The organism is Candidatus Epulonipiscium viviparus, assembly GCF_030708075.1.
GTDB lineage: Bacteria > Bacillota > Clostridia > Lachnospirales > Cellulosilyticaceae > Epulonipiscioides > Epulonipiscioides viviparus.
The window spans coordinates 406,968-421,100 of the sequence record NZ_CP117982.1; the positions used below are offsets into that span (position 1 = coordinate 406,968).

Here is a 14,133-nt window from a genome sequence, read left to right on the forward strand (position 1 = left end):
CATGTCCAAAAATTAAATCAGTGTGCTGCAATTCATTTAATTAAGAAAGTTTGCAGTTGAGATTAGTTTGTTGTAGGGTTAAATTTTTCGAGAAGCTTATTTTGGCCGTCTACGATTTCGATAACAGTAACAGATTTTTGAGGGTTGCGATTCTCATCAAAAGTAATGTGTCCGGTGACAGCTTCGATATCGATATTTTGTATAGCATTTACAACTGCAGAACTGTCGGTAGTCTCAGCTCGAGCAAAACCTTCTAGCAATATGCAAGCCGCATCATATCCGAGGGCAGCGAAAGCGTTAGGAGTTGTGCCGTATTCTTCTGTATAGTTGGCTATAAAATCTTGGACAATTGGAGAGTCGTCTTCTGTGGTATAGTGATTGATAAAGTAGCTGCCATTGATAGGTTCTGCGTTAGTGCCGACCATAGCAGTAACGCCGTCCCAACCATCTCCGCCAAGGAATGTGCCGCTGATGCCGATTTCTCTTGCTTGTGGTGCAATCTTGGCAACAGCTTCGTAATAGTCTGGAATTAGTATAACATCTGGATTTGCATTAGCAACAGGAGCGAGGATTGACTTGAAATCTACATCTGCCGCAGTGTAGTTAACTTGAGCTACAACATCAATACCTAGTGCTTCAACTTGTTCGATAAATGCTTCTGCGATGCCGACGGAATAGTCGCTTTCGTTGTTTATCATAACGGCAGCAGTTTTGGCATTAAGCGAGGTATCGGCAAAGTTTGCGAGAATTTCGCCTTGTGTTGGATCGATGTAGCAAGCGCGAAAAATATTTGGAGCAATGGATGTGATTTCTTTCTTAGTTGCAGAAGGACTGATCATTGGAATGCCATCTTCTTTTGCTAGGTTAGCAATAGTTTCTGTAGTTCCAGAAATATCAGCTCCGATAAAACCAATTACATCTTTGCTATCGGACAATTTTTTATATGCACTAGCCGCATCAGTTTGTACACCTTTGTTATCTTCGAATATGTATTCAATTTGTTTGCCAAGAATTCCGCCAGCTTCGTTGTATTCTTTAACTGCGAGTAAGGCACCTTTATTAGCGGGGATGCCATATTGAGCTGTTGCTCCGGTAACGTCGAAGCTTCCGCCGATTTTAATTGTATTGGCATCAGAGTCATCTCCGCCACAAGCAACAAGCATGGAACTGCCCAATCCTAGAAGTATTATTGTTTTGAGTATTTTGTTAATTTTCATGTTATCTCCTTTCAAAGTAGTTAACAATAGATAATATATTTGCAATTATAGCAGCAATTTCTTGCAAAATCAATACTCATATGCGCTATTGGCATAGATAACTTTCACGAAAAATCACTAGATTTTATATAAAGTATTTTATGTTTTAACAAAAAATAAACAAAATCAATATAAAAATAGCTACATCTACTTGCGTAAATGTAGCTGAAAATATCTCTATATTACAAAATTAAATGATTCAAAATTAAATAATTGGTAGAAATTGAAAACAGATTAAGAAAAAGTATATAACAAAAGAAACTGCAATAATAATGAAAGCTTTTGGCTTTGCAGCTGGAATTTTATTTATAATAAGTCCAAAGAGAAAGCCGACGAGTGTGTCTGTAAGTACAGCAAGAATGCCGCCGACAAGGCTCATGATGGACATGCTAATGCCGTATATATCAACAATACTAGTGAAGAGAGCCATAGGATAAATATGTATGATATCACTGTAATGCGGGACACCCGTGACCAAATTCCAAACAATGTTGAGAATTAATGAGGCTATAAAGAAGAATACGGTAGAGGTTAAAACGATGCGGTTGATTGGTCTCATATTGATTACTCCTTTCGCAAAAAAATGAAAGCCCAGATATACTGGGCTATACCACCTTGAGATAACATTTGTTAGAATATTATCAGTGGTCTAGATTAAGGCTAATCGCTAAATTGTTAGCCTTAAAATACCACGCAGGTACAACTTTATTATATACCGTTTCATATATTATATACATTTATTTACTAAAAAATTCTGCTATATTTTTTAAAACGATATTGGTTGTTCCATCATCATTGGTCATAAATTCAATTACACTGCTATCTTTAGCAAGTTCGGTAGGTAATTTTATTTCAATTCCAGTGTTGGTTTTGATTTGATGGGAGACATATTTTTTAGCTTCGCGCTGATTTTCCAAGATTATTGTATCATCACGTAAACCATATTCGGTTAATCGAGATTGGCAAGCTTCCTTGATTTCTTCTAAATCAAAAAATGTATCCTCTATAATCTTCTGAATTGGTATTTCACTGGTTTCAAATATGCTATTCGCGACCTGAGATTTGAAGTTGCTTAGAGGTTCTGTTGGGTTATCAAAGTTTTCGAGAATAACCTCTCTGGTTGCCTCATCAATAACATCGAGTTTTTCTTTGAGAGACATTTCTTTGTTAATTTCTAAAAGTTCAGCAAGATATTGATCTTTGGATTTATCGAGAATGCGGAGTTGTCTGGTCGATAGATCGATAAGGATAGCTTCGGTAACTCTTTGCTTGCTAGGTAGAATGCTCCGACATTTGACTATTTCTGTTGTGCCGTTACCCTGAGCATTGACATTGATTTGATGAGTAAACTCTTCTTTGTAATTTAGTTTGAAAATTCCAATATATTCCACTTCTTCTTTGACAAAGTTAGTAAAAAGTAAGTCACCTTCTGTGACGCTACCAAAATGGATCATATTATGATAGAACTTTTTGGCCACTTGCTGTGAAAATTCGAGAAATGCTCCATCGTGAAAGTCGACTATAAAATCTAAAAGAAGAGCATCATCGTTAAACTGAGCGGGTGCGACGCAGATATTTTCAAATAGATTCATCATATGTTTTGTAAGAAATGCTTCGTTTTCGTCATAAATATCTAATGTGCCTTTTGAAATTATGGGCTCACCTGATTTTTGATCTAACACATGCATTATTGCTTGTTTATATTCTATACTCATTGTTTGTCCTTTCTTAAAATGCAAAAAAAGTCCTACCATAAAATAGCAGGACTTTTTTTTAGCGGAGAAGGTGGGATTCGAACCCACGGTCCCTTTCGGAATCACTAGTTTTCAAGACTAGCTCCTTAAACCACTCGGACACCTCTCCACGTAGGTGCTTTGTTCTTTATGACGTGATTATAGCAAAAGTTTTTTTTGTTGTCAACCCTTTTAAAAAAATTTTTTTGATTTTTTATAGAAACATGCAAATAAAAGACGAATTTTAGGAATTACTGCGATATAATTATAAAAAAACATTTGGTTAAAACTAGACATTTGAATGATTGTAATATACAATAAATGTATAATTAATGTGTGGTTATATAAAAATTTTGGGAGGTGATGTTGTGGAAATTAGAAAGAAGGATGTATTAAAATCTACATTATTTCAATATCTTATGCTATATACAATTTTATTCTTCATTTTTATTATTGGAAATCGAATTATCTATGATCGATTGATTAAAGAAGACATACTAAAACAAGTACACGATAATAATTACCACGAGGTCATTAATCTGCAAAATGTAATAGAGACGCAGCTAAATCAGTTGCAACAAATTAATAATTCTATAGTCGAGGGCGTATCTGCCGTTTTGCTAGGGCTTGAGAATAGCAATGCAAATCGATACGCTTTGTTAAAAGAGCTCTCAATAAAGCAAAAGGAAAATTTTTTGATAGAGGATATCATATTTATAGATAATCAAAATACTCAGGCGCTATCTAATGTTTATGCCGCGCGCATAGAAAATGGTGAGTATATTATTACTGTGCCCGAGGGAGAAGATATCGTTTTAAGCAAACAGCAGATGAGCCCAAATCAAGTTTTGGATATATTTAGTGTACAAAATCATCTATTTGTGGCTCCAAGCACGGTATCGAATAATTATAAAGTGATTTTTGCTATAGATCCAGAGGAGCTACAACGCTACTTTGCGTTAGAGAATGAATTTGATCGAATAGGGCTCGTCAATGCCGTAACTGACGAAGTCTTATTTAGTGTGGGCGCAGAAGAATCGGAAGGAGAGTATTTGTACTTTGGCGGAAATGGGCTCTATGACGTTTTTGCTGCCACTACTAATAGCAGACTGTTGGAAACGCAAAAAGATATATTTAGGCAGATTAATCTCACCTTGCTATGTTTTGGAGGAATAACTCTGCTCTTTCTTGGCTATATATTTAGAGCAACATACTTGCCGCTATATAAATTAACGAGAAAAATTTCGAATCAAGATTTGAAACATAAAAATTATTTGGACATTATTGATGAGGTTATAGAGTCGGAGCAGACAGATAAGGTACGGCTTAAATATAAAATTGAAGCGTATAAGACGGCTATGCAACATTACATTTTGGGCAACATTGTGCAAAAAGAAGAGCTATATTATAACAATGAAGAGCAAATCGAGCGGTTGTTTGATAAGTCTATAGCGCATACATTCTTTATTGCAAACGTTTTTAAGATCACGACGTCAAATCAGATTTTGAATTATTTGACAGAAAGCTTGGGGGCGGACAATATCTGCTTTAGAATAGATAACACGATGCACAACCAGATGTTTCTGATAGATTTTACTACTGATATACAAGAGAAAAATGCGGTGATGCTAAATTTACTAGAAGAAGTCTGTCAACTTTTTGAATGTAAGATTGCAATTAGTTGCGGTTCAAGTGAGCATAACGACATGACCAGCCTCTTTGCAAGCGTTAAGATGATAACTCCGGATTTGTTTTCTAGAAACCAGGTGATGCAGTTTGATGAGAAGAAAAAGAAGAAGATGAATCCGCTGGGATATGAAATCTTGTCAAAATTGGAGATATTATTTGAGACAAAAAATTTTGCAGAAATAAGGACAACCTTAGGTTCGCTACTGCAGATGCTGGATCAGAAAGAGTTGCCAGAGTTTTATAGCAAATGTATGCTAACAGAAGTAACGACGATAATCTTTAAGAGCATATATAAGGAAGGCGTAAGTTATGAGCAGTATAAGGATAACTATGTGATTTTACTAGAATTGGTGCGCCACGGAGAGTATGAGCTGACCAAGGAACAGATAAAAACGCTCCTATATGATATAGTAGGCAAACTAGAGAACGAAAATACTGCGATTATCATAAGTGTGGAGAGTATCAATAATTATGTGAAGGCAAATTATCATGATAGTAATTTTTCGATCTCCGCTTTTGCGGCAGAGCTAGCAGTGACAAGTGCATACCTAAGCTATGTCTATAAAAAAAGTGCCGGGATAAATCTGTCCGAATATGTATGGCAAGTTCGTAAGGAAAAGATGGTGGAGCTCCTTAGGGAAACATCGATGACTATAGAAGAAATTAGTGCAAAAGTAGGGTATGACAATGTCTCGAGTTTGAGACGAAAACTTAAAGCTGATACTGGAAAAACTCCAAGTCAAATTAGAAAAGAAAAATAAAAAATCGGGATACATTATTTAAAATTTGGTTAAATAGTGTATCTTTTTTTGTGTTATCTCCCGAAACACTCTGTTTTTAACCAAAATACAAAAACTGTTTCTTGTAAACATATCGAAATTCTATATAATAAAAATTACAAACAGTGAGGGGGAAAATATATGAATGAAGTAAAATTGAGTTTAAAATCGAAAGCATCTAAAAAATGCAATAAGCAAAAATACAATAAGCATTGGAAAAAACAATTTAAAGAAAGTATACCTTTATATATGATTATGGCTGTGCCGCTACTTTTCTTTATAGTAATTCGATACGTTCCGATGTATGGCTTGCAAATAGCGTTCAAAGATTATCGGGCAATAGATGGGATATGGGGCAGCGCGTGGACTGGAATGGAAAATATAATGCGATTTGTAAGTAGCTATAACTTTTGGGATATCATAAAAAATACAATTACGCTAAGTTTATATCAGTTGATAGTGGCATTTCCTCTGGCTATATGTTTTGCATTAGTTTTGAACTCGGCCAGAAACGGAAAATTTAAAAAAATGGTACAGCTGATTACATACGCACCACACTTCATTTCGGTAGTGGTGATGTGCGGAATCATTTTACAATTGTTGGCCCCGAGAACGGGATTAATCAATATAGGAATTGAGGCACTGGGTTTTGAACAAAAAGATTTTATAGGGATGCCAGAAATGTTCTCTTCTATATATGTATGGAGCGGTGTATGGCAAAACGTAGGCTGGGGAACGATTATATATTTATCTGCACTAAGCAGCATCGATACAGAGCTGTATGAAGCTGCAGCGATTGATGGGGCATCCAAGTTTAATATCGTGAGGCATATAGATCTAATGGGAATATTGCCTATGATTATAACAATGTTAATAATGGACGTGGGGCGCTTGCTTCAAGTTGGATTCCAAAAGATTTTGCTATTACAAAATGGCATGAATATATCAAATTCAGAAGTAATTCAAACGTATGCGTATAAGATAGGTTTAGCGGCGCAGATACCAAATTTTTCATATTCTGCTGCGATTGGATTATTTACAAGTGTAATAAATTTTATCCTGTTAGTAACGGTAAATAAGATAGCCAAAAAAGTTGGCAATAGTTCGTTGTGGTAGAAAGGGGGAAATAGAATGAATAGTTTTTCGAGCATTTTTAAAAAGGGATTAAGTTTTGAAGACAGAGTTTTTGTATTTATGGTCTATTTTATTATGCTATGCGCGGCAGTGGTGGCGATATACCCGTTGATATATGTAGTGAGCGCGTCGTTTAGTTCGCCAGATGCGGTATCCAACGGCCAAGTAATTTTTTTGCCAGTGGACTTTTCGCTTGAAGCATATAAAGCAGTTTTTGAGTATAAAGACATCTGGAGTGGTTATGCAAATACAATATTTATTGCAATAACAGGAACTGTTCTAAACGTATTTTTAACGCTGATGATAGCATACCCAATTTCTCGAAAAAGTTTGTTTGGGAGAAAACAAATCACGTTTCTCCTAACATTCACAATGATGTTTAGCGCAGGAATGATACCAACCTATTTACTGATGCAAAACTTGGGGTTGGTAGGATCAAGAATGGCTGTAATTATTTTGGGGCTGTTGCCAGTAAGAAACGTAATTTTGGCAAGAACATTTTATATGCAAACTATAGGCTCGGAGTTGATTGAAGCGGCAAAGATTGACGGTGCAACAGAGTATAAAATTATGTGGCAAATTATTATGCCGTTATCTAAATCGATTTTGGCAGTTATAGCATTATTTACGTTTGTGGACTATTGGAATGAGTTTTTCAACAGCCTAATTTATCTAAATGATAGCTCAAAATATCCACTGCAACTAGTTTTAAGAGAAATACTAACATTAAATACAATCGATCCGTCTGTAATGCCGTTGGATCCAGAAACAATGAACGCAGTACAGGGGATGTCAGAGCTTCTCAAGTATGCAATTATAGTGGTATCAAGCGTGCCAGTAATGTGTTTATTCCCATTTGCGCAAAAATATTTTGTTCGAGGCGTAATGACTGGAGCGGTAAAAGGTTAAGTGATTTAGCGAAACGATAGAAATGGAGAGGATTATTATGAAGAGAAAATTATTAGTTGGATTGAGTATGGTTATGTTATTATCATTTGCGGGGTGTTCTGGAGAATCTGGAGAAGAAGAAAAGAGCGAGCAGATTACAATTATGAATACCGATGAAAACGTGAATCCTGCGGGGGTGTTTCCTATAGTAAAGGAGCCGATTACGCTGAAAATTATGGTTGCACAGCAAGCAACAGTGGAAGATATTACCACAAATGCATTTACGAAACATCTGGAGGAGAAAACGGGCATAAATATCGAGTGGCAAGTGGTCTCTCAAACTAGTGCGGGAGAAAAATTGAATGTTATGCTTGCAACAGGGAGCGAGTTGCCAGACATTTTCTTGGGGTTTGATGTTAATATGTCACAGCAGATGGTTTTTGGAAAAGATCAGGGCTTGTTTGTAAATATTGAGCCCTATCTTGAAGAGTATGCGCCAAATATAGTAGATGTATTTGACTCGTCAGAGATATTTGAAGCAGTATCAAAAACTCCGGATGATCAATTGTATGCTATCTCGGGTATAGAAGAAACCTATCACGTTAAGTTTCAAGAAAAGGCTTGGATTAGAGAAGATTATCTCGAAGCATTAGATATGGAATTGCCGGTAACAACAGATGATTTTAAGGAGCTATTGATCGCAATAAGAGATAATGACCCCAATGGCAATGGAAAGAAAGATGAGATTCCGTTTGTGGGGGCCGCAACTGGGTGGTCAACTAATGTATTGCCATTTGTGATGTCGGCGTTTATTCCATACTATGAATTTGATGGAAATATAGCAGAAGAAATCTCGTTTACAGTGGTGGATGGCAAAATCGAAGTTGCTTTCGACAAAGATGCGTATAAGCAAGGATTGCAGTATATGAATGAGTTAGTAGAAGAGGGACTGCTAGACCCAGTTTCATTTACGCAAGATCAGAAGCAATTGAAAACGCTAACAGGAAACGAAGCGAATTATGTGGGAGTTATTACTGCGGGAGCACCGGGAGCAGGTGTAAATGGAGTGGAAAATCAGATGGAGTGGACGGCACTTGCGCCGTTGGAGGGGCCAAGCGGAGAGAAGTATACGAGATATGTGCCTCTATCGCCGATGCTAGGGCGCTATATCATAACGCACGAGTGTACAAATGTTGCGGCAGCGGTGAGGTTAGCAGACTATCTGATGTCAAAGCAAGGGACGTTAGAATCTTCGATGGGAAAAGAAGGTGTGGATTGGAAGTATAATAACGATCCGGCAAAACTTGGATTAAACGGTCAGATGGCTGTGTATGAGAGAATTAACTCATTTGGGAAAGTGCAAAATGAAAATTGGGCAAAAGTTGCGCCTCTAAATTTTATGGATGACTTTAGAAATGGGCAGATGGCAATCGGGGGTGATTTAGATATAGAGCAAAAGTTATATGATGAATCGAAGGAAAAGTATGCACCAGCGAATGAAGAAAGGTTTTTGCTTCCTGTTGCAATAAGCGAGGATGATATGAATGAGTTCGTGGATATAACAGCAGGACTAGAAACATATTTGTCGCAAGTAATTCCGGAATTTATAATGGGAACGCGAGAATTTGATAAGTGGGATGACCATATTAAAATGATAGAGAATATGGGTGTTGACAGATTAGAGGAAATCATAAATGAATCGTATAAAGCGCAGTATGGCGATATCGGAATAAAATAAGCGAACAGATAATTTGGTTAGTTAAAGGAACTAAGTTTTATAGTTAAAGTAGAAGGTTTAATTGGTTAAAGTAACCAATTGTTGCGACTTAAAGTAAATTCTAGGCTAGTTAAAGGAACTAAGTTTTATAGTTAAAGTAGAAGGTTTAATTGGTTAAAGTAACCAATTGTTGCGACTTAAAGTAAATTCTAAGCTGGTTAAAGTAACTTTATGGCTGATTTGGTAAAGGAGGATTGTATGAATATTTATTTGGCAACCGATGGCGATGACGCAAATTTAGGAACTCTTGAGTCTCCGATAGCGACAATGGAGGAGGCGAAAAAACGAGTACGAAAAATTTCTGCGGGAGAAGTGAATGTAGTTATTCGTGGAGGCGTATATGAGGTTACACAGACAATCATGTTTACTGTTGCAGATGGAGGGAACGCAGATAAAAAGGTGACTTATATGGCCTATGAAGATGAGGTGCCTATATTTTCTTCCGCAAAAGCAGTGGGGGGCTGGATATTGGCAGAGAATTTGGAGGGCTTACCAGCCTGTGCGGTAGGCAAAGTTTATAAGGCTGGCTTTCCAGATGGAGTTGATGAAGTATTAACGCTCTTTGATGGCAACGAAAGTTTGGAAAGATGCCATAGCGAGATGGTACAGCAAGAGCGAATGGAGTATCAAAGGATGGATAGCCTAAACATTGCCGCATATGAGGATAAAAGTTTACTAAGAAAAGTAAAATTTGAAGGTGACTTTTTACAAGCAAGAGAAAATATGGAGGATGTGGAGTTACGGTTTATGCCAGTGCCATGGACGATGAATCTTCTCCCGGTCGCGGCAGTTGGAGATGGCGTTGCATTATTAGCGATAGAGGCAACGACTCCGGTTGGTGCAAAACCCGACGGAATGCGTGTGGAGAACGATATTAGCTATATGAATAGGGAAGGGTTTTTCTGCACGAATTCAAAAAAACGGGAGATATACTATTTTGGCGACCCTGCTGGAATGGACATAAAGGTACCGACAGTTCAATGTTACTTTTTGATTTATGGAGATACAGATTATGAGGGAGCAGAAGATACGCCAGTAAGAAATTTACATTTTAAAGGTTTAGAATTTGCGTTTGGAAAGCGAGATACAACTGCAGCAGGTTATAAAGGATGGGGAATACAGCACGACTGGGAGATGTTCGATAAGACCAATTCGCTAATAAGATTTAGAGGAGCCGAAGAGTGCTCATTAACAGAATGTTACATACATTCAACAAGCGCAACAGCGATAAGGTTGGATTTGCATTGCCAGAAGATAGTGATAAAGAATAATCTGCTAGATGGCATAGGAAATATGGGGATCTTGCTTTGCGGATACGGCCCAGGAACCAAGGATGTCAACTGCAACAATATTATTGCAAACAACCTAATTACACGATGCGGAGAAGAGATATGGCATGGGCATGCGATATTTGTATGGCAAAGCGGTAGCAATTTGATTTCGCACAATAAGATACATCATTCTGCTAGAAAAGGGATTGGGCTGTGTGGAGTGCGGGTTACGATACTGAAGCATCCGGAGCATACGTTCGATGAAGCATCAAAAACTATAAGATGGGCAGAGATTGAAAAAACGTTTGTGGCCGCAGATGACGAGCTAGACAGCTACTTGCCGTATTTACATGCAAGAAATAATGTGGTGGAGTTTAATGAAGTTTATAAGGTATTAGAAAAAATCGGCGACGGCTCCGCCATTAACGTTTCTGGAGCGGGCGATGGGAACATAATACGAAACAACTTTGTACATCATATTTCAACCTACCTTTCGAGTAGTGTTATGAGAACTGATGATTGGCAACGCGGAACTATCATGGAAAATAATGTAATATACAAAACTAATATATCTGGAATAACTCGCAAAAATTTTAACCACATAAGGAACAATTTTATTATCGATGCCAATTGCAAAAACGGGTACATTCGTTTTGCATCATATCCAGGCGAAAAGGCATGCTATGGCTCCGATATTGTAGGCAATATTATTTATGATAGCGGCGATGAGATGCAGGTTTTTGGCAAAGGGTATCTGGTTTCAGATGGCGCATCTTTGCCAGAGCATTGCAATCTAGAAAATAACGTTATCTTTTGTAAGAGTGGAAGTGTGAAAGAGCATTTCGAAGAAAATAACGAGATCAATAGCAAAAATGTTGATCCAATTTTTAAGGATATTGTGCACCATGATTTTTCGTTTGCAGCGAAAATAGAAGGCATAAATCAAATCGATGTCTCTGTGATGGGGCTAACGGCAGAATATCCAGATAGACTACGTGCATTGGAATATGCGGGAGAGATGGACGATGAATATGATCGAGGAAAAGATGAGAGCAAGAAACAGTATAACTGGTGGTAAAGTATAGAAGGAGGAGTTTATATGAAAATTTGGACTAAAGCATTAGGATTTGTATTGGTGGCGGCAGCGACATTTGGTGTAACTCAAATGAATGTATCTGCAGAGGAGAATGCCGTATTTGTTGCAACAACAGGATCGGACAGTGCGGCAGGTGACATTTCAGCACCGTTGGCATCATTGCAAGCGGCGGTGGATAGAGTGGTTGCTAGCGGAGGCGCAATTTCTACGATTTATATTCGAGAGGGCGAGTATTATCCTGTTGACTCTGTGGTAATCGAAGGATTGAAGGGATCGGCAGAAAATCCTATTACTATTACAAATTATGAAGACGAAGCGGTAACGTTTTATGGAACAGTGGATGTGCCTAGTAATTGGACGAAAACGGCAGGAATGGATAATGTTTATGAAGTTGAAATGGACAGAGACGTGTGGCAATTGTTTAGGGACGAAAAAATGGTGACCACTGCCAGATTTCCAAATGCTAGCTGGGAACAAGGCGATGACATAGGGTATATATTTAACGTACTAGAGTCGACGCGGCATCTAAGTTCTGCCAAAGATGCTGATGGCAAGTTTATTTCATCGTTTGGACATTTTTATGATGCGAATCAGACGGGAGTCACTGCAGAGGGAGAAGACGAAGGCAGCCACGTTGCCTATGGCTATGCAAGGCCAGGAATAAACGATGTGGGTATAGCAGATCTGGGATATAGTTTAGAAGGCGCTAATGTAGTATTGCATATGGGGTCGTGGCTTTCATGGGCAAATGAAGTAACTGAGCATGAAGTAGGAAGCGATAATTTTAAATTTAACACAGACTTTAGTGGATCGGGTACATCAATGGCAAACAATGCAAAAACTTGGGCAGGGAAAGATGGAAAGGGTTCTAACAACTGGATTCATAAAAATTTGACTATGGAGCAAGGAAACTATTTCTTTGAAGGGTTAATGTGTTTAGATCATGAAGACGAGTGGTATTTTGATAAAGATAGCAAAAAGATTTATGTGTACAGTGAAGATGGACCACCAACTGAAGAATTTTCTGCAAAGGCGCAGTCGTATCTTCTAGATATGTCTGACTGTGCGTATATCACAGTGGCGGGGATTGATTACTTTGGAACAACGTTGAAAGCCACAGATTCAAATCACATTACAATAGAAAATTCAGAGTTTTTGTATCCAAGCTATAACAAACTTGTATTGGATATTTATGAAAGACCGGAAGTATTAAACATGCTAGTGACGCCAGCGATATTGCTAGAGAACCCTGCAATAGAAACGCATAATACGGTTAGAAACTGTGAATTCGCATATATGGATGGTCCGGTTTTGGAAATGTCTGGAAGATATAACGTGGTAGAGAACAATCTAATGCACCATATTGATTATACAAATATAGGCACTGGTGCGGAGGGTACAGTAAATTTGATTAACTCGGACTACGCGGTATTTCACAATAATACAGTTCACACTGCGGGAAATTCAGAAGGCATACGAGCCGGAAAGAGTGCCAGTATTATGTATAATGATCTGTCCAATATGAGTCTAATTCAGCATGATGGGTCGCTGATAAATATAGGAGCAAGTGTACAAGATGGAGTACAAATTCGATACAACTGGATTCATGACGCGCCAAAGTCGAGTATGAGATTTGACTCTGCCAATATGGGGAACGCAGCAACTGTGAAGTATGATAAAAATGGAACTATGGCAAACAACGTTACCTGGAATGTGGGGCAAGTGAAAGTGAAGGGTGCCGAGCATTATGTAATAGGCAATACAATTATAGATTCAAATGCGGCAGAGGCGATAGGAATTACGGTTCTCGATGATCACAAGATGGGCGGCTTTAATGAGAATACATGGATCTACAATAATGCAGGAATACTGTCGGATCATTTTTCTAAGATAGAGCCTTTGAATACAGCAACATTGATGAGCAATAACTACGATGGCGACCCTGCTACATTATTAAGAGATCCAGAGAATTTGGATTTTAGACCAACGGGAGAGTTGCGAGGAAAAGCAAAGAGAATAGATGCGAATAGCGTGGGAGAAAACGCGTTGCCATTTATTGATCCTGCATATGCGGGAGATGTACACATAGGAGCGTATCACATGGATTCTGATTCATATTGGATACCAGGATATATGGATGAGCAAGCAACAGTGCCGATAGTTTCTCAGGGATATGAAGTTGGAAGAGCAGATTTAATGTGGAAGGAGGCATACGGTGCGACAGAGAATGTGGTCTACTTCGGGGCAGATGCAAGCAGTATGTCGGAGGTTGCAAGGCAGTCGAATAATATTTATGTCGCAGAAGGATTAGTTGCAGGAAAGAGCTATGCCTGGAGGGTTGATAGCGTCGTGGATGATGAAGTGGTAGAGGGTTCAGTTTGGACTTTTGTTGCCGAATAAAAAATATGAGCTTCGTGTAGAGATGCATGGAGCTCTTTTTTTATTTTAATAAATATAGTAAAAATAATATACTATTATGCAAAAATATTGACTCCTTTAACGAAAATATC

Annotated in this window: 9 protein-coding genes and 1 tRNA gene; 6 read left to right on the plus strand and 4 right to left on the minus strand. The window is 38.0% G+C overall.

The features are described 5' to 3' along the window. Positions 1–62: 62 nt before the first annotated feature. From PCY70_RS01405 to PCY70_RS01420, 4 genes are all read right to left on the minus strand, one after another. On the minus strand, positions 63–1,217 hold the full coding sequence (locus tag PCY70_RS01405; protein ID WP_305768157.1) for an ABC transporter substrate-binding protein: 1,155 nt from the start codon (positions 1,215–1,217) through the stop codon (positions 63–65). Positions 1,218–1,461: 244 nt separating this feature from the next. Beyond that, on the minus strand, positions 1,462–1,815 hold the full coding sequence (locus PCY70_RS01410) for a hypothetical protein (protein ID WP_305768158.1): 354 nt from the start codon (positions 1,813–1,815) through the stop codon (positions 1,462–1,464). 178 nt (positions 1,816–1,993) lie between these two features. Then, positions 1,994–2,971, minus strand: coding sequence for a nucleoid-associated protein (locus tag PCY70_RS01415; RefSeq protein ID WP_305768159.1), 978 nt, complete (start codon positions 2,969–2,971; stop codon positions 1,994–1,996). A gap of 62 nt (positions 2,972–3,033) precedes the next feature. Beyond that, positions 3,034–3,119 (minus strand) — tRNA-Ser (locus PCY70_RS01420). Between the two features lie 238 nt (positions 3,120–3,357). Here PCY70_RS01420 and PCY70_RS01425 point away from each other — a divergent pair. The 6 genes from PCY70_RS01425 to PCY70_RS01450 all read left to right on the plus strand — a co-directional run bounded on the left by PCY70_RS01425 (position 3,358) and on the right by PCY70_RS01450 (position 14,023). Then, positions 3,358–5,439: a helix-turn-helix domain-containing protein gene (locus tag PCY70_RS01425; protein WP_305768160.1), complete on the plus strand. Its 2,082-nt coding sequence runs from the start codon at positions 3,358–3,360 to the stop codon at positions 5,437–5,439. 159 nt (positions 5,440–5,598) lie between these two features. Next, complete coding sequence (locus tag PCY70_RS01430) at positions 5,599–6,573, plus strand: ABC transporter permease (RefSeq protein WP_029488314.1); 975 nt, start codon at positions 5,599–5,601, stop codon at positions 6,571–6,573. A 15-nt stretch (positions 6,574–6,588) separates the two neighbouring features. Further along, on the plus strand, positions 6,589–7,500 hold the full coding sequence (locus PCY70_RS01435) for a carbohydrate ABC transporter permease (RefSeq protein WP_044149987.1): 912 nt from the start codon (positions 6,589–6,591) through the stop codon (positions 7,498–7,500). Between the two features lie 37 nt (positions 7,501–7,537). After that, a complete protein-coding gene (locus PCY70_RS01440) occupies positions 7,538–9,217 on the plus strand; it encodes an extracellular solute-binding protein (protein WP_305768161.1) in 1,680 nt (559 codons plus the stop codon). Positions 9,218–9,454: 237 nt separating this feature from the next. After that, positions 9,455–11,605, plus strand: a complete 2,151-nt coding sequence (locus tag PCY70_RS01445) for a right-handed parallel beta-helix repeat-containing protein (protein WP_305768162.1) — start codon at positions 9,455–9,457, stop codon at positions 11,603–11,605. A 21-nt stretch (positions 11,606–11,626) separates the two neighbouring features. Then, complete coding sequence (locus tag PCY70_RS01450; RefSeq protein ID WP_305768163.1) at positions 11,627–14,023, plus strand: hypothetical protein; 2,397 nt, start codon at positions 11,627–11,629, stop codon at positions 14,021–14,023. The last annotated feature ends 110 nt before the right edge of the window (positions 14,024–14,133 follow it).

What these genes read in the sequence shown, in the direction of transcription:
- PCY70_RS01405 (WP_305768157.1), bottom strand. Translation starts at nt 1,217, where the DNA reads ATGAAAATTAACAAAATACTCAAAACAATAATACTTCTAGGATTGGGC.
- PCY70_RS01410 (WP_305768158.1), bottom strand. Translation starts at nt 1,815, where the DNA reads ATGAGACCAATCAACCGCATCGTTTTAACCTCTACCGTATTCTTCTTT.
- PCY70_RS01415 (WP_305768159.1), bottom strand. Translation starts at nt 2,971, where the DNA reads ATGAGTATAGAATATAAACAAGCAATAATGCATGTGTTAGATCAAAAA.
- PCY70_RS01430 (WP_029488314.1), top strand. Translation starts at nt 5,599, where the DNA reads ATGAATGAAGTAAAATTGAGTTTAAAATCGAAAGCATCTAAAAAATGC.
- PCY70_RS01435 (WP_044149987.1), top strand. Translation starts at nt 6,589, where the DNA reads ATGAATAGTTTTTCGAGCATTTTTAAAAAGGGATTAAGTTTTGAAGAC.
- PCY70_RS01440 (WP_305768161.1), top strand. Translation starts at nt 7,538, where the DNA reads ATGAAGAGAAAATTATTAGTTGGATTGAGTATGGTTATGTTATTATCA.
- PCY70_RS01445 (WP_305768162.1), top strand. Translation starts at nt 9,455, where the DNA reads ATGAATATTTATTTGGCAACCGATGGCGATGACGCAAATTTAGGAACT.
- PCY70_RS01450 (WP_305768163.1), top strand. Translation starts at nt 11,627, where the DNA reads ATGAAAATTTGGACTAAAGCATTAGGATTTGTATTGGTGGCGGCAGCG.